Origin of the sequence: Thermomonas sp., assembly GCF_029945965.1 — a bacterium.
Lineage (GTDB): Bacteria > Pseudomonadota > Gammaproteobacteria > Xanthomonadales > Xanthomonadaceae > Thermomonas.
In genome coordinates, this window is sequence record NZ_JAQSDO010000003.1 from 60,369 (window position 1) to 76,082 (window position 15,714).

15 protein-coding genes are annotated in these 15,714 nt (G+C 61.4%); 11 read left to right on the plus strand and 4 right to left on the minus strand.

The window, feature by feature from the left end; translation table 11 throughout:
• The first annotated feature begins 155 nt into the window (after positions 1–155).
• From gltX to PSV05_RS00860, 7 genes are all read left to right on the plus strand, one after another.
• The gene (gene gltX, locus PSV05_RS00830) at positions 156–1,562 is read left to right on the plus strand and encodes a glutamate--tRNA ligase (RefSeq protein WP_300060063.1); all 1,407 of its coding nucleotides are present in this window, start codon (positions 156–158) and stop codon (positions 1,560–1,562) included.
• Positions 1,563–1,571: 9 nt separating this feature from the next.
• Entirely contained in the window at positions 1,572–2,075 is a 504-nt protein-coding gene (locus PSV05_RS00835) for a transcriptional repressor (protein ID WP_300060066.1), read from the plus strand.
• A gap of 110 nt (positions 2,076–2,185) precedes the next feature.
• The gene (locus PSV05_RS00840; RefSeq protein WP_300060069.1) at positions 2,186–3,556 is read left to right on the plus strand and encodes a hypothetical protein; all 1,371 of its coding nucleotides are present in this window, start codon (positions 2,186–2,188) and stop codon (positions 3,554–3,556) included.
• A 9-nt stretch (positions 3,557–3,565) separates the two neighbouring features.
• Positions 3,566–4,474 (plus strand): zinc ABC transporter substrate-binding protein, encoded by a 909-nt coding sequence (locus PSV05_RS00845; RefSeq protein ID WP_300060072.1) that lies wholly within the window; start codon positions 3,566–3,568, stop codon positions 4,472–4,474.
• The gene (locus PSV05_RS00850; RefSeq protein WP_300060075.1) at positions 4,471–5,283 is read left to right on the plus strand and encodes a metal ABC transporter permease; all 813 of its coding nucleotides are present in this window, start codon (positions 4,471–4,473) and stop codon (positions 5,281–5,283) included. The genes PSV05_RS00845 and PSV05_RS00850 overlap by 4 nt, the downstream gene beginning before the upstream one ends.
• Before the next feature lie 61 nt (positions 5,284–5,344).
• Complete coding sequence (locus PSV05_RS00855; RefSeq protein ID WP_300060077.1) at positions 5,345–5,770, plus strand: MerC domain-containing protein; 426 nt, start codon at positions 5,345–5,347, stop codon at positions 5,768–5,770.
• A 67-nt stretch (positions 5,771–5,837) separates the two neighbouring features.
• Entirely contained in the window at positions 5,838–6,080 is a 243-nt protein-coding gene (locus tag PSV05_RS00860) for a 30S ribosomal protein THX (RefSeq protein ID WP_300060114.1), read from the plus strand.
• 76 nt (positions 6,081–6,156) lie between these two features.
• On the opposite strand, the gene hutI is transcribed toward PSV05_RS00860, so the two are convergent.
• Both hutI and PSV05_RS00870 read right to left on the minus strand, forming a co-directional pair.
• A complete protein-coding gene (gene hutI, locus PSV05_RS00865) occupies positions 6,157–7,386 on the minus strand; it encodes an imidazolonepropionase (protein ID WP_300060080.1) in 1,230 nt (409 codons plus the stop codon).
• Positions 7,383–8,741, minus strand: a complete 1,359-nt coding sequence (locus PSV05_RS00870; RefSeq protein ID WP_300060083.1) for a chloride channel protein — start codon at positions 8,739–8,741, stop codon at positions 7,383–7,385. Before PSV05_RS00870 ends, hutI begins: the two co-directional genes overlap by 4 nt.
• 77 nt (positions 8,742–8,818) lie before the next feature.
• On the opposite strand from PSV05_RS00870, the gene PSV05_RS00875 reads away from it, so the two are divergent.
• On the plus strand, positions 8,819–10,111 hold the full coding sequence (locus PSV05_RS00875) for a formimidoylglutamate deiminase (protein ID WP_300060085.1): 1,293 nt from the start codon (positions 8,819–8,821) through the stop codon (positions 10,109–10,111).
• Positions 10,112–10,120: 9 nt separating this feature from the next.
• Here the strand turns inward: PSV05_RS00875 and PSV05_RS00880 are convergent, their stop codons facing one another.
• A complete protein-coding gene (locus tag PSV05_RS00880) occupies positions 10,121–10,624 on the minus strand; it encodes a methylated-DNA--[protein]-cysteine S-methyltransferase (protein WP_300060088.1) in 504 nt (167 codons plus the stop codon).
• Positions 10,621–11,910 (minus strand): ectonucleotide pyrophosphatase/phosphodiesterase, encoded by a 1,290-nt coding sequence (locus PSV05_RS00885; protein WP_300060091.1) that lies wholly within the window; start codon positions 11,908–11,910, stop codon positions 10,621–10,623. The genes PSV05_RS00880 and PSV05_RS00885 overlap by 4 nt, the downstream gene beginning before the upstream one ends.
• 80 nt (positions 11,911–11,990) lie before the next feature.
• On the opposite strand from PSV05_RS00885, the gene hutU reads away from it, so the two are divergent.
• The 3 genes from hutU to PSV05_RS00900 all read left to right on the plus strand — a co-directional run bounded on the left by hutU (position 11,991) and on the right by PSV05_RS00900 (position 15,421).
• Positions 11,991–13,682, plus strand: a complete 1,692-nt coding sequence (gene hutU, locus PSV05_RS00890; protein WP_300060094.1) for a urocanate hydratase — start codon at positions 11,991–11,993, stop codon at positions 13,680–13,682.
• Positions 13,679–15,154 carry an AAA family ATPase gene (locus tag PSV05_RS00895; protein WP_300060097.1) on the plus strand — a complete coding sequence of 492 codons (1,476 nt, stop codon included), beginning with the start codon at positions 13,679–13,681 and terminating at the stop codon, positions 15,152–15,154. Before hutU ends, PSV05_RS00895 begins: the two co-directional genes overlap by 4 nt.
• A gap of 63 nt (positions 15,155–15,217) precedes the next feature.
• Positions 15,218–15,421 (plus strand): hypothetical protein, encoded by a 204-nt coding sequence (locus PSV05_RS00900; protein WP_300060100.1) that lies wholly within the window; start codon positions 15,218–15,220, stop codon positions 15,419–15,421.
• Positions 15,422–15,714: the final 293 nt, after the last annotated feature.

Genomic DNA, 15,714 nt, shown 5'->3' on the forward strand with positions numbered 1-15,714 from the left:
AATCGAAGTTCGCGCAGACAATCAGCGGCGAGGGTGCCCGGTATGCCGCGCCAGCGGCATTTCGAGCCGCAGATGCGGCATACCGGGCACCCTCGCCAAAACGGCGATCCAGAGGCACAGGCTAAAATGGCCGCACTCCGATTGATCAAGTGCCCATGACCGTCCGTACCCGTTTCGCCCCCAGTCCCACCGGCTACCTGCATATCGGTGGCGCCCGCACCGCGCTGTATTGCTGGCTGCAGTCGCGCCGCAACAGTGGGCAGTTTGTCCTGCGCATCGAGGACACCGACCGCGAACGCAGCACCCAGGCGGCGATCGACGCGATCCTGCAGGCGATGGCGTGGCTGGGCCTGGACTATGACGAGGGCCCGATCTACCAGACCGACCGCCTTGACCGTTACAAGCAAATGGCCGAGCAACTGGTCGCTTCCGGCCACGCGTACTACGCCTACGAAAGCAAGGCCGAGCTCGAGGCGATGCGCGAAGCGGCGATGGCAGCCGGCGACAAGCCGCGCTACAACGGTGCCTATCGGACCGCCAATGCCGAGTGGCGCGACGACCCGAACCGGGTGATCCGCTTCCGCAACCCGGACGAGGGCGTGGTGGCCTGGGATGACAAGGTCAAGGGCCGCATCGAAATCGCCAACAGCGAACTCGACGACCTGGTGATCTTCCGCCCGGACGGCTACGCGACCTACAACTTCGCAGTGGTGGTGGACGACATCGACATGGCGATCACTGACGTCGTGCGTGGCGACGACCACGTCAACAACACGCCGCGGCAAATCAATATCTATCGCGCGCTCGGCGCAACGGTGCCCGCGTTCTCGCACCTGCCGATGATCCTGGACGAGAACGGCGCCAAGCTGTCCAAGCGCACCGGCGCGGCGGACGTGATGCAGTATCGCGATGCTGGCTACCTGCCGCATGCGTTGCTCAACTACCTGGTGCGACTGGGCTGGTCGCATGGCGACCAGGAAGTGTTTTCGATCGCGGAAATGCAGTCGCTGTTCGACCTGTCGAACGTGCATGCAAAGCCAGCGCGGCTGGACATGGCCAAGCTCGGCTGGCTCAACCAGCAATACCTGAAGAACGATGATCCGGTGGAGATCGGCAAGCACCTGGAATGGCATCTTCGTCAGGCGGGTTACGACTTGGCCAAAGGCCCCACTCCTGCCGACATCGTCATCGCACTGCGTGACCGCGTGCAGACGCTGAAGGACATGGCCGAACGCGCTGCAGTGTGGTTTGGCCCGCTCACGCAGTACGACGACAAGGCGGTCACCAAACACCTCACATCAGCCGCATCTGCGCCGCTGGCCGACATGCGTGAACGTCTCGATGCGCTGGAAGCATGGACGGTGGAGGGTATCGAAACCGCGTTCCATGCCACGGTCGAGGCCTCGGGCCTGGGCATGGGCAAGGTCGCGCAGCCGCTGCGGGTGGCGATCACCGGTACCCAGGTCAGCCCGGATATCTCGCACACCATTTTCCTGGCGGGCAAGCACGAGGCACTGGCGCGGATTGATGCCGCCCTTGCAAAAATCCCGGCGGATGCCTAGATCAAGGTCATGGCCAAGAGCACCTCAAAGTCGCACGCCTGCATCGACCCCAAGCATCACGTGCATGATGCCGCGGGTTTCGTGCGCGCGGTGGAGCATGCCTGCCACGAACGCGGCCTGCGGCTGACCGCGATCCGCGCACGCGTGCTGGGTTTCGTTGCCGCCGCTGGCAAGCCGATCAAGGCCTATGACTTGCTGGAACTGGTGCGTGAAGGCGAGGGCGCCGGCGCCGCCGCACCGCCGACCGTCTATCGCGCGCTGGATTTCCTGCTGGCGAACGGGTTCATCCACAAACTTGAGTCCGTCAATTCGTTCGTGGCCTGCCATCACCCGAGCACCGACCAGCATTCGGTGCCGTTCCTGATCTGCAACCGCTGCCATTCGGCGGTGGAACTGGAAGATCGCGGCGTGGTCGATGCATTGGATGCCCGTGCCCGCGCGCTTGGCTTCGTGCCACAGGCACAGACGCTGGAAGTGCACGGACTGTGCGCCAAGTGCGCGTTGGCAGCCTGAGCAAAGCCGTCCCGTAACACCCTGGGTCGTACCCTGCCATGGGTCATGTTGACGACATCGGTAGTAGAAGTGTTATGTTATAACTTCCTAACTGTCCGATACCCATCCACATGCGCAAGTCGTTACTGACGCTGGCCCTGTTGTCGGCGATCAGCGCTCCCGCGTTGGCCGTGCCGCAGCAAAGCGACCATGACCGCATCGCCATGCTGGAAGCGCAGTTAAGCGCGCTGCAGGCCGAGATCCAGGCGATGAAAGCCACAGCGCCGGTGCTTGCCGCGACTATACCTGCGACCAGTGCCACAGACGAGATTGATGCGTTGGCCGCCGATGCGCCGGACAGTGCGACATCTGTCGCGGACGTCAGCATGGGCGTCGCCGCATCCAATCCCGGTACAGGCGGCGGCAACAGTGGTGCGAATGCCTTCAATCCGGCGATCAGCATCATCCTCAATGGTAGCTACTCGCACCATTCGCTGGACCCCGTCAGCTATTCCCGCGCTGGCTTCCCGCTGGTCGGCGGAGCTGGGCCGAGTGCCAATGGCTTCTCCCTGGGCGAAAGCGAGATGGCCTTCGCCACCAATATCGATGACAAGTTCTATGGCCAGGTCACCTTGGCAATCGGGAGTGAGGACGGTCAGGACCACCTTGGCGTGGAAGAGGCCTTCATCGACACCACCACGTTGCCGGCCGGGCTCAGCCTGCGGATGGGGCGGTTCTTCTCCAACATCGGTTACCTCAACAGCCACCACGCGCATACCGATAGCTTCTTCGACCGGCCATTGCCGTACCAGGCGTTCCTGGGTGGCCAATACGGCGACGATGGCGTGCAACTGCGCTGGGTCGCGCCAACCTCGGTGTTCCTGGAGCTGGGCGGCGAGTTATTGCGTGGCCAGCCGTATCCGAGTGGTGGCGCGCAGCATGGTGGCGTCGGCACCAAGACCCTGTTCGCGCACGTTGGCGGTGATGCCGGCAGCAACAATGAATGGCTGGCGGGCGTGTCGATGCTGAAGACGCGCACGGCGGGCGGCGAGGACGGTTTCAGTGGCGATGCCAATGTCTACATCGCCGATGCGACATGGAAGTGGGCGCCGCAGGGCAATTTCAAGGATGGCGGGATCACGCTTCGCGGCGAATACCTGCTGGATGATCGCAACGGCATCTACATCGACCCAACCAATCCATTGAACAGTGCGCTTTGGTCCGGGCAGCGCCGCGGTGGTTACCTGGAAGGCGTGTATCGCCTCAACCGGACTTGGGATGTCGGCTATCGCTACGACCGCCTGTGGAGCGACAGTAACTTGCCGCTGGCGACCGGCTTCGATCCCTATCGGAACAGCGCAGAACTGACCTGGCGCAACAGCGAGTTCAGCTTGTTCCGCCTGCAACTCGCGCGCGACCGACCCAATGCCGCCAACAGCGACAACGTCCTCACCCTGCAATATCAGACTGCCTTGGGCGCCCACGGCGCGCACAAGTTCTAAGGAAACGACATGAAGACAATTGCAATTGCAGCCCCCTTGTTGCTGCTGGCCTCGATGGCAGTCGCTACCCCGGCGCAGGCCAGGTTGAAGGTGTTCGCCTGCGAACCCGAATGGGGTTCGCTGGTGCAGGAACTGGCCGGCGACAAAGTCGACCTGGATGTCGCGACCACGGCGCTGCAGGACGTGCACGTGGTCGAAGCCAAGCCAAGCCTGATCGCCAAGGTGCGCGCCGCTGACCTGGTGGTGTGCACCGGCGCCGAGCTCGAAGTGGGCTGGTTGCCACAGCTGCTCCGCCAATCCGGTAATTCGAAGGTCGCCTCGGGCGTGGGTTCGTTCATGGCGACGGCGCAGGTCAAGACGCTTGAGAAGCCGACTGCGCTGGATCGCGCCAATGGCGACGTGCATCCGGACGGCAATCCGCACATCCAGATGGATCCGCGTCGCGTGTTGATCGTCGCGCGCCAGCTGGATGCCCGCCTGATCCAGATCGATCCAGCCAATGCCGACACCTACAAGCAACGTGGTGCCGATTTCGAGAAGCGCTGGCTGGCAGCCATGACGAAGTGGAAGGCCGAGGCTGCGCCGCTGAAGGGCCGCAAGGTCGTGGTCCACCACATCAGTTGGGTGTATCTGTGGGATTGGCTTGGCGTCGAGCAGATTGGCGCACTGGAGCCCAAACCGTCGGTACCGCCGACGGCCGCGCACCTGGCCGAGCTCGTTGGCACCACCAAGTCCAACAACACCTTGGCCATCGTGCATGCGGCCTACCAAAGCTCGAAACCGTCCAACTGGCTGAGCGAGCGCACCGGCGTGCCGGTGGTGAACCTGCCATTCACCGTGGGCGGTGATGCGCAGTCCAAGGACCTGTTCGGCCTGTTCGACTCGACCATTGCCAAATTGCGGGCAGCCGCCAAATGACCCTGAACATGCAAGGGCTGGACATCAGCATTCTTGGTCCTGCCTGCGTGGCAGGGTTGATCGTGCTGTCCACCCATGTGCCGCTGGGCAAGCAGGTGCTGGGTCGCGGGATCATTTTCATCGACCTCGCAATCGCGCAGATCGCCGGGCTGGGCGTGATCCTCGCCCAGTATTTCGGTATTGACGAACACGGCCTTGGCGTGCAGTTCGCTGCCGCCGCAGCGGCCTTGGCGGGCGCCGGACTGCTGGCATGGACTGATCGTCGCTGGCCGAAATTCCAGGAGCCGCTGATTGGCACCCTGTTCGTACTCGCGGCGACCGGCGGCCTGTTGTTGTTGGCCGACAACCCGCAGGGCGGCGAACACCTCAAGGACCTACTGGTCGGGCAGATCCTGTGGGTCAGCTATTCGCAGCTGATCCCGGCGGCGATCCTGTCGGCGTTGCTGCTGGCGGTGATGTGGCTGCGGCGTGGGCGGCTGAAGGGTCTGCTGTTCTACGGGTTGTTCGCGCTGGCGATCACTGTCTCGGTACAGTTGGTCGGGGTCTATCTGGTGTTCGCGAGCCTGATCGTGCCGGCATTAGCCACTGTTGGTATGCGCGGACGTGGTCGCTTGGCGATGGCCTACGGCATCGGTGCGGCCGGTTATGTCGCCGGTTTGGTGTTGTCGGCGGTGCTGGACCTGCCGAGCGGGGCGATGATCGTCTGGACCTTGGCTGGCTGTGGATTGCTGGCACAGGTGTTGCCTGCGGTACGGCGCTCGCATCCTGCGCAGGTTGCGCCGGATGCGGTGTTCGATGCCGCGGACTGACACACCATCCTGGAGCGCGCCATTCAGGCGAGCCCGGTAGTCAAATGTTACAATATAACGAATGAAACCATCATCCTGCCCACCCCGACCAACCAACCATGCCCTGGATCGCCTCGGTGTGACCGGATCGATGCTGTGCGCGATCCATTGCGCGCTACTGCCGATGTTGATTGCGGTACTGCCGTCGCTGGGCATCGCGGTCTGGCTGGGCGACGGATTCGAGCGTGGCTTCGTGGTGTTCGCCAGCCTGCTGGGCCTGTTCACCCTGATCCAGGGCTATCGCCGGCATCGCGCGGTGCGTGCGCTGGGGTTGCTGGTGCCGGGCTTGGCTGCGCTGTGGTTCGGGACCGGTTACGAACCCTTGCACCACCAACTGCTGCCGCATGCGGTGATCATGACGTTCGGCGGCACACTGGTGGGTCTGGCGCACTTGGCCAACCTGCGGCTCAACCACGGCCACGTGCACGACGCCCACTGCGCGCATTGATGCCGGGGCAGCGTGCTAGAATTCCCGGCTTCGCGCGCCAGATGCCTCTTGTTGGCAGATCGTGCGGATTGCGAATTCCGGATATCACCGCCAGCGCTCAACGCGCGGCCACACACGAACCAGGAGCATCACGATGGGCAAGGGCGACCGCAAGACTGCCAAGGGCAAGCGCTACAACTCCAGCTACGGCAATGTGCGTTCGCATGTCGCTACCAAGACCGCCGGCACCGCCACCGCGGCCGTGGTGAAGAAGGCGACCAAGGCCCCGGCCAGGAAGGCCGTTGCCAAGAAGACCGTTGCCAAGGCCTGAGTGCAGCACTTAATTCAAGCCGCATCGTTCCAAGCAAAGCCCCGCTTCGGTGGGGCTTTTGCGTTATGAAGTTGAACTATTGGGCAATGGATTTGCCCGCGGCGCGTACGTCGGCCGCCAGTTGTCCACCGAGCCAATAGCAGAGTTCGGCTGGCTGGCTGACATTCCAGCGCACGAAATCCGCGCGCATCCCGACCCGTAGCATCCCACGGTCGTGCAAGCCCAGCGCATGCGCTGCATGCACGGTCGCCCCGCGCAGGGCTTCTTCCGGGGTCAGCTTGAAATGGGTGCAGGCCAGCTGCATGGCCTGGCGCAGCGACAGCAGGGGCGATGTGCCCGGGTTGCAGTCGGTGGCGATCGCCATCGGCACGCCATGCGCGCGCAGCAGGTCCAGTGGCGGCAGTTTGGTTTCGCGCAACACGTGGAACGCACCCGGCAGAAGTACGGCCACCGTGCCGGCATCGCGCATCGCGAGCACGCCAGCCTCGGAGGTATGTTCGATGTGGTCGGCCGACAGTCCGCCGAATTCCGCCACCAGCGCCGCGCCGGCCAGGTCGCTGAGCTGGTCGGCGTGCAGTTTGACCGGCAGGTCGAGCGCGCGTGCTGCTTCGAATACGCGTCGGGTCTGCGCTGGCGTGAAGCCTATGCCTTCGCAGAACGCATCCACCGCATCGACCAGGCCTTCGGCGTGCAGGCGCGGCAACCACTCGATCACCGCATCGATATAGCCATCGGCATTGCCGGCGAACTCGGGCGGCAACGCATGCGCGCCAAGGAAAGTAGTGCGGATGTCGATGCCGATTTCGCTGCCGATTCGTCGCGCGACGCGCAGCATCTTGCGTTCGTTGTCGAAGTCCAGGCCATAGCCCGACTTGATCTCCAGCGTGGTCACGCCATCGCGCAACAAGGCGCGAGCACGTGGTAGCGACCGCGCCAGAAGTTCGTCCTCGCTGGCGGCGCGAACCGCGTGCACGGTCGACAGGATGCCGCCACCGCTGCGTGCAATCTGCTCGTAGCTCGCGCCCTCAAGGCGCAGCTCGAACTCGCCGGCGCGGTCGCCGGCAAACACCACGTGGGTATGGCAATCAACCAGTCCAGGTGTGATCAGGCCATCGGCTTCGATGACCTCGTCGGCAAGCCCGGAAAGTGTGCCCGGCAAGCCGTCGCGCGGGCCGACGAACGTGAGCACGCCGTCTTTCCAGCCCAGCGCGCCGTCCGCAATCAGCCCATAGCCGGCATCTGCATCCAGCGTTGCCAGTGTTGCTCCCAGCAACAGGCCATCCCATGTTCCGGAGGGCAAGCTCATGTGGGTTCTACTGGCGGGTTGGCGGGTTCCGGTTCGGGTACAGGTTTCGATGTGGGGGCAGGCAGCAGTCGCATCGCCAGCGCCTTGTACACCGGCACATGGCAGACCAGCGCGGAGCAGCCGCGCGCAATCAGTACCGTGGCCAGGATCGGCAGCAGCAGGTCACTGCTGTCGGTGAGTTCCATCGAAATCACCGCCGAGGTCAGCGGTGCCTGGGTGACGCCAGTGAGATAGGCGCTCATGCCCAACAAGACAATTGCCGAAGCATCCACGCCCGGCAGCAGCTGCGCGATGTTGTGGCCGAGTCCTGCGCCGACGGCGAGTGCGGGCGAGAACAGGCCGCCCGGAATGCCGGCGAGATAGGAGACAAGATTGGCGGCAAGTTTCACCACGCCAAAGTCCTGGCCGACCATCGCGTGGCCCTGCACCAGGCTGCGTGCCTGCTCATAGCCGGTGCCGAACGCACCTGCACTGAAATACACGCCAAGAATCGCCAGTATCAGTCCGCAGCAGGCGGCCATCACTACCGGATAGCGCGAACGCAGGCGGCCCAGCCAGCGCGGCTTGCCATCCACCACCGCCAGCAGCATGCGGCTGAATCCACCGCCTGCAAATCCGCACAGGCTGCCGCAAAGAAGAATGGCCAGCCAGCCCTGGCCGAGTGGCAGCGACGCGCTGACTCGTCCGAAATAGGTGTAGTTGCCGAGCAATGCAAGAGAGGCCACGCCGCCGACCAGCACCGCGGTCAGCAATGTGCCGGAAAAGCGATGCTCGAACGTGCCGCTGAGTTCCTCGATGGCGAATACCACGCCGGCAAGCGGTGTATTGAATGCGGCGGCAATGCCGGCAGCACCACCGGCGAGCATGAAGCGCGCGGAGTCATGGTCGTTACCGAAGCCAAAGCGCTTACCGAACGCATGCATGATGCCAGCGCCGATGTGGACGGTCGGGCCTTCGCGGCCGATCGACGCGCCGCCGAGCAATCCGCCCACAGTCAAGCACAACTTGGCCGCTGACACTTTCAGCGACAGGTGCTGTTCGCGTTCTGCCTGCGGCATGTCGAGCGCCGCGATCACCTGCGGGATGCCGCTGCCGCGTGTACTCTGCAAGCCGCGCGAGGTGACCCAGGCCAGTATCGCGAATACCGTCGGCGTCAGCAGGAAGGCCCAGTACGGTGAGTGGTGTTCGACCTGCTTGAACACTGCAAACGCGGCATCGCTGGCACGGGTGAACAGCATCGCCGCCAGTGCGACCATCAGCGCGCCGCACCAAAGTGCCGCGCGGCGCTTCCAGTCCTGGCCGGACAGCAAGGCGTCGAGACCGGCGTTTTGTGGATCAGAATGCGACTCAGGCATCAGGCCATTGTAAGCGTTCGACGCATGCCTGCCGGACGTAGCTCGCATCGCACGCGCCCGCAGGTGACAATCCACGCATGTCGAACCTGGTCCTCGAAAACGCATCCGGCTGGTCGTTGCCCGGCATCGTCAACCTGCATTCGCACGCCTTCCAGCGGGCGATGGCGGGGCTGGCTGAACGCCAAACCAATCCCGCCCATGTGCGCCTTGATGCACAGGATCATCAAGACTCGTTCTGGACCTGGCGCGAGACCATGTACGCAATGGCCGCGCGTTTTGATCCCGAACTGCTGCACGCAGTGGCCTGCCAGCTTTACGTCGAGATGCTCGAAGCCGGCTACACCAGCGTTTGCGAATTCCATTACCTGCACCATGCGCCGGACGGCCAGCCATATGCGCAGGCCGATGCGATGTCGCGTGCACTGATCCGTGCCGCGCGCGACACCGGCATCCGCATCACCCTGCTGCCGGTGCTGTACATGACCGGCGGCTTCGACGGCTGCGCGCTGTCGCTGCGCCAGCAACGCTTTGGCCACGATGTCGATGCCTACCTGCGCCTGCTCGACATGCTGCGTAGCGAGCAAGGCGAAAGCGTGCGCATCGGTTGCGCGCTGCACAGCTTGCGTGCGGTGCCGGAAGCGGCGATGCACGAGGTGCTGGCGGCGCTACCGAGTGACAGCCGCGTCCATATCCATATTTCCGAGCAAACCGCCGAAGTCGACGAATGCATCGCCCTGCGCGGTGCGCGACCGGTGCAGTGGCTGCTCGACAACGCCCAAGTGACCGCGCAGTGGACACTGGTGCATGCCACGCATCTGGACGCTGCGGAATTGCAGGGCATCGCACACAGCGGCGCAACCGTGGCGATCTGCACCACGACCGAGGCCAACCTCGGCGATGGGCTGTTTCCGCTCCGCGACTTTTTGGATGCAGGCGGTGGCTGGGGCGTGGGTTCGGATTCCAACAGCTCGATCTCGCCGGTCGAGGAATTGCGCTGGCTGGAATATGGTCAGCGCCTGCATACCCGGTATCGCAATATCGCCGTGTCTGCAGACATGCCGAGCGTCGGCGAAACCCTGTTGCAAGGCGTGGTCGCCAGTGCCGCCAACAGCACCGGTTTCGAAGCAGGCGATCGCATCACGCTGGATGCCAATGCGCCAATCCTGGCTGGTGCAAAGCACGACGATGTCATCGATCGCTGGCTGTTCAGCGGCAACCGCAACATCGTGCGTGAGGTCGATGTCGCCGGGCATCGTGTCGTCAGTAACGGGCGTCATCGCGACCGCGATGCGACCGCCGCGCGCTATCGCGAGGCGATGAAAACGCTCCTACGGGGGGCATTGATCGCTACACGCCATATCGCGCCGTAAACGGCGCTCCTACAGGAGCGCGAACAGGTCGGTCGGCTCCGGCATCGCGCCTTCCAGTTGCAGCAGGAATTGTTTCATCGGCAATCCGCCACCGAAACCAGTCAGCGCGCCATCGGCGCCGATCACCCGATGGCAGGGCAGCACGATCGGCAGTGGATTGCGCCCATTGGCTGCACCAACCGCACGTGTCGCCGTGGGCTTGCCAACGCGCTGCGCCAGATCCGCGTAGCTGATGGTGGTGCCAAAGGGAATGCGCGCGAGTTCCTGCCAGACAATTTGTTGGAAGTCAGTGCCCTGCGGTGCCAGTGGCAAATCGAAGTGGGTGCGTGAGCCTGCAAAATATTCATGCAGTTGTGTTTCGGCAGCCTGAAGCACGTCGTTGTCACCGCCACGCCAGTCGTCGCGACTAGCGGGATGGCGGTTGTGATGGAACTCGATGTGGCGCAGGCCGGTGTCATCTGCCGCGATGACCAGCGGGCCTGCCGGACTTTCGATCCGGCGATGCAGGATCACGGCGAGGCGTCGCGCAGCGCCGGCAACAGTGGATCCACGCTGCCGTCGTTCGCAGCCGGGGTGATGTGCAGCAGGCGTGCGAGCAAGGGGTAAACCTCGACATTGTCGAACGCAGGCAACTGCGTGCCATCGATGAAATCAGGCCCGGTGGCGACGAACGTCGCACGCATTTCCGGCGCTTCCGGCGCGTAGCTGTGTTCGCCGCTGCGTTGCGTCGATTCCGGCATTCCGTGCATGACCACGCGCCAGCCCGGATCGGCCTGGCACAGGATCGCCGGGACGCGCGGGTTGTGTCCGTACTGCCAGCGTGCCGGCAGGTCCTGCTTGCGCCAGCATTCGTAATGATCGTGACGGCCCAGCAAGACTTTCTCGACTTGCTGCACATGTCCCCGCTTCGGGTTCAGACCGGCTAGCGGGCCGGTGTGGATGACCTGGATGCTGTTTGCGGGTACCAGATCATCCAGGTAACGCACGTCCTCGCTGCGCACTGTGATCATCCCGTGGTCGGACACCACGATCAGGTCGGTTGATGCGTCCAGCCCGCGGCTATGCAGGCCATCGCGCAGGCGGGCGAGGGCTACATCGACCGTCTTCAGCGCGTTGATGGATTCTTCCGAATCCGCGCCGGTGGCATGCGCGGCGACGTCATAATTTTCGAAATACAGCGTGACCAGCCCTGGCCGCTGCGCAGCCGGAAGATCCAGCCACGCCAGCACCTTGTCCACGCGGGCATTGGCGGGCATCTGCTTGTTGTAGGTCATGTAATAGCGTGGGCGCTGTCCGGCGATTTCCGCCTCCGAACCTGGCCAGAACATGGTCGCGGCGATCCCACCCTGTTTCTGCAAGGTCACCCAGATCGGTTCGCCGCCCCACCAGCGGCCATCGAGCGCGCTCGTGCCCTTGGACACGAAATTGCCCAGCACCGCATCGCGCATGTGGTTGTGGACGATGCCGTGGTGGTCCGGTCGCAGCCCGGTGACCAGCGTGTAGTGATTGGGAAAGGTCTGCGTGGGATAACTCGGGGTTAGCCACGCCGCATGCACGCCAGACGCGGCGATGGCGTCCACGGTTGGCATCACGCCGGTGCCGATGGTCGTGGCGCGCAGGCCATCGACGGAGACCAGGATCACGGTTGAAGGCGCGGTCGAGACTTCGGCAGGCACAACAACCGTTGATGGCGCAGGCGCTGCAGCAGGTGTCGTCGGTGCGTGGGAACAGGCGGCCAGCAGCAGGCTGGCACATGCGCTGGCGAACAGGCTTATGTGAAGCGGGGGAATTTTTCGCATTACCGAATCATACGATGATGAGGGGGCGGGGTCAGGCACAGTGGGATAATGCGTCATCGCCTCAGTCACGAGTCCAGCCCATGACCGCTTCCACGAACGATGCTTCCCGCAATGACCCGAGTCGCGTCATCCGCGCACCCCGCGGCAGTGAACTCACCTGTAAATCGTGGCTGACCGAAGCGCCGTTCCGGATGCTGCAGAATAATCTGGATGCCGAGGTCGCCGAGAACCCGGCCGAGCTCGTCGTCTACGGTGGCATCGGCCGCGCCGCCCGCGATTGGGATTGCTATGACGCGATCATCGAATCCCTCAAGAACCTCAACGACGACGAAACCCTGCTGGTGCAATCCGGCAAACCTGTCGGCGTGTTCCCCAGCCATGCCGATGCGCCGCGCGTGCTGATCGCTAATTCCAACCTGGTGCCGCATTGGGCCACGTGGGAGCACTTCAACGAACTCGATAAGAAGGGTTTGATGATGTACGGGCAGATGACCGCCGGCAGCTGGATCTACATCGGCAGCCAGGGAATCGTGCAGGGCACCTACGAAACCTTCGTCGAAATGGGCCGCCAGCATTACGACGGATCGTTGAAGGGAAAGTGGCTGCTTACTGCCGGGCTGGGCGGCATGGGTGGCGCGCAGCCGCTGGCTGCGTCACTGGCCGGCATGAGCAGCCTAAACATCGAATGCCGCCAGACCAGTATTGATTTTCGCCTGAAGACGCGTTATGTCGATGAGCAGGCGACCGACCTCGACGATGCACTCGCGCGCATCGACAAATACACGAAGGCTGGCGAAGCGAAGTCCATCGCGCTGCTCGGCAACGCCGCCGAGATCCTGCCGGAACTGGTCAAGCGCGGCGTGCGCCCGGACTGCGTGACCGACCAGACCAGCGCGCATGATCCGATCAACGGCTATCTGCCGATTGGTTGGACGGTCGAGCGGTGGATGGCCGAACAAAAAACAAATCCCGATGGCGTTCGAGATGCCGCCAAGCAATCCATGCGCGTGCACGTGGAGGCGATGCTGGCCTTCCACGCTGCCGGCATCCCGACCGTGGACTACGGCAACAACATCCGCCAGATGGCGTTCGATGTCGGCTGCAGCAATGCGTTCGACTTCCCCGGTTTCGTGCCGGCCTATGTGCGGCCGCTCTTCTGCAAAGGCATCGGCCCGTTCCGCTGGGTCGCGCTCAGCGGCGATCCGGAAGACATCTACAAGACCGATGCCAAGGTCAAGGAATTGATCCCGGACGATGAGCATCTGCACAACTGGCTGGACATGGCGCGCGAACGCATCGCATTCCAGGGGCTACCCGCGCGTATCTGCTGGGTTGGTCTTGGCGTGCGCGACAAGCTGGGCCTGGCCTTCAATGAAATGGTCCGCAATGGCGAACTGAGCGCGCCGATCGTGATTGGTCGCGATCATCTGGACAGCGGCAGCGTCGCCTCGCCCAATCGCGAAACCGAATCGATGCAAGATGGTTCCGATGCCGTCAGCGACTGGCCGCTGCTCAACGCGATGCTCAACGTCGCCAGCGGTGCGACGTGGGTGTCACTGCATCATGGCGGCGGTGTAGGCATGGGGTATTCGCAACACAGCGGTATTGTCATCGTCTGCGACGGTACCGAGGCCGCTGATCGGCGGATCGCGCGTGTGCTGTGGAATGATCCGGCTACCGGTGTGATGCGGCATGCGGATGCGGGGTATGAGATTGCGAAGGAGTGTGCGCGGGAGATGGGGTTGAAGTTGCCGATGGGGAAGACGGCATGACTTCAATAATTGAAAGCGCTGACGTAAATATCCTTAATGGAACGCTGATTGGAAAAATCGATTTCTTGCCAGGTTTGAATATCATTTGTGGCGAGAACGGGACACTAAAAACCAAACTTTTGCAATCGCTCAAGTCGGAGCAGTACAACTCCAGTGCTAACGTTCGGCCTCGGATTCAGGCCATAAGCCCAAAGAGAAATTCCGAGAGACGAGCTCTCGAGCAAGCTATACAGTTCATGCGTCAGAATAATCGCAACTATGACACTTACATCGGTGAGGCGGGCGGTCAGCAGCTCAATGATCGTACATTCGCTAACTACCCATCTCTCGTCGAGTTGTTCTTCTATTCGTACGATAGAAAATGCCGTGATGGTAGTGCGCCTACAGCGCATATGAAGGATGTGGAAGCAGAATTTAATGAGGTTGTTGGAAGTGTTTTTCCAGAATATGCAATAGCAGCCGATTGGAACGCCGCGCAGGGGCGACCAATGGTGCAAATAAGTAAAAGGGGGAATATTGTCGTTCCCATTGAGGAGCTATCTTTGGGGGAGCAGGAGGTTCTGTCGTTAATCACCAACATCTACGTTTCTAAAGATGCGTATGAAACGTTTTTGATAGATGAGCCAGAAGTGCACCTAAATTGGGGTCTTGAAGAGCGCCTGTTCGATTTTCTTAATGATTTCTGCGAAAAGTATGAGAAGCAAATGATTGTGGTAACGCATAGCCGCGCAGTTTTTTTGCCGCAGTTTATAAATAAAGTTCAGTTCCTGGTTTGGAATGAGCAGCAGCGAGTTGTCCCGACGAAAGAAATAACTCCGGATCAGAGACGCCGAATTGCAGGCGAGGCAATCTCGGTGCTAAAGCTTGGCGGTACGGAGGTGCCAACAGTATTCGTCGAAGATTCGATACATGAGCTGATCGTTGACAGAATTTCAAAAGTAACCGGTGTAACTATAGCTACAGCACAATGCGGAACAAAAAGTAATGTTCGATCGCTTTTTAAGAGGTCAAAACAGGATGGAGGTTGGTCAAACTCACTTTTCATAGAAGACGGTGATAATGAGGGGGCTCCTTCTTTTGCTGGTCCTGATTTTCTGCATCTTGACAAGTACTGTATGGAGAACTATCTCTTGGATGCCCGCGTAGTTACTAGTTTATGGAGCATTTCTGAGGAAGAATTTAGGGAAAGGCTTTTCTCATGTATCTCTAATAGCAAAGACAAGATATTAGGTAAGAATAAGTTTTTGGAATTCTTGTGGGGTCAGTTCCGCTCTGATCAGCTGACCCCCTCGTTGCTTGCGAAGTTAGATGCTTCATTAGTGCTCGAATGTTTCTGCAAGCGATTCGATGTAACTGTTACTGAGTACATTACGAATTATATCGGGCAGGCGAATGCGCTTGATTTGCTGGAAAAAGTGTTCCCGGAGAATTTGGTTTCTTGGATTCGTGAGCGAGCGATGTCGTCTGAATAAGTGACGTGGCCCGGGTACGGAGAAAAACAGGGGTCAGAGTCGACTTTTTCCAAGGGCGTGCCGATGCAATCGATCGGTTACGCGTTTTACCGGAACCTGTTCCTGATCACGGTCCGCTTCTCGTCGCCGGTCGCGGGCCTGTCTCCAGAACGGTTTGAGGCGATGGGTGATGAAGCGGTGCGCGTCCTGGTACCCGGCATCGATATCCAGAACTTCGCGGAAAAAGGGGTCAGAGAACATTTCCGTTTGAATTTCACTGCTGGTTGATGGTGGATCGGGGAAAAGTTCTCTGACCCCTGTTTTGCATTTACTTTGTTCAAAAATGGAAAAAAGAGTCAGGTACATTTAACTAGGCCCGGAAAAAGGGGTCAGGTTGGACTGCCCTGGTATCCACAGACAGGAGGTCAGGATACAGACCAGAAATAGTGTCAGGGACAACTTGCTAACTCCATGACGCCCACCTTCTAAACTTTTGGCCTCTGCAAGCACCGAATGTGGGTGGAGCGTGTTGATTTCCACGCAAAACTGACCCGGGGTTTCCAACCAAAATTGACCCACCC

Coding starts and splice junctions, on each gene's coding strand:
- PSV05_RS00840 (WP_300060069.1), top strand. CDS start 2,186: ATGCGCAAGTCGTTACTGACGCTGGCCCTGTTGTCGGCGATCAGCGCT.
- PSV05_RS00855 (WP_300060077.1), top strand. CDS start 5,345: ATGAAACCATCATCCTGCCCACCCCGACCAACCAACCATGCCCTGGAT.
- PSV05_RS00845 (WP_300060072.1), top strand. CDS start 3,566: ATGAAGACAATTGCAATTGCAGCCCCCTTGTTGCTGCTGGCCTCGATG.
- PSV05_RS00885 (WP_300060091.1), bottom strand. CDS start 11,910: ATGCGAAAAATTCCCCCGCTTCACATAAGCCTGTTCGCCAGCGCATGT.
- PSV05_RS00895 (WP_300060097.1), top strand. CDS start 13,679: ATGACTTCAATAATTGAAAGCGCTGACGTAAATATCCTTAATGGAACG.
- PSV05_RS00875 (WP_300060085.1), top strand. CDS start 8,819: ATGTCGAACCTGGTCCTCGAAAACGCATCCGGCTGGTCGTTGCCCGGC.
- PSV05_RS00870 (WP_300060083.1), bottom strand. CDS start 8,741: ATGCCTGAGTCGCATTCTGATCCACAAAACGCCGGTCTCGACGCCTTG.
- gltX (WP_300060063.1), top strand. CDS start 156: ATGACCGTCCGTACCCGTTTCGCCCCCAGTCCCACCGGCTACCTGCAT.
- hutI (WP_300060080.1), bottom strand. CDS start 7,386: ATGAGCTTGCCCTCCGGAACATGGGATGGCCTGTTGCTGGGAGCAACA.
- PSV05_RS00900 (WP_300060100.1), top strand. CDS start 15,218: ATGCAATCGATCGGTTACGCGTTTTACCGGAACCTGTTCCTGATCACG.
- hutU (WP_300060094.1), top strand. CDS start 11,991: ATGACCGCTTCCACGAACGATGCTTCCCGCAATGACCCGAGTCGCGTC.
- PSV05_RS00850 (WP_300060075.1), top strand. CDS start 4,471: ATGACCCTGAACATGCAAGGGCTGGACATCAGCATTCTTGGTCCTGCC.
- PSV05_RS00835 (WP_300060066.1), top strand. CDS start 1,572: ATGGCCAAGAGCACCTCAAAGTCGCACGCCTGCATCGACCCCAAGCAT.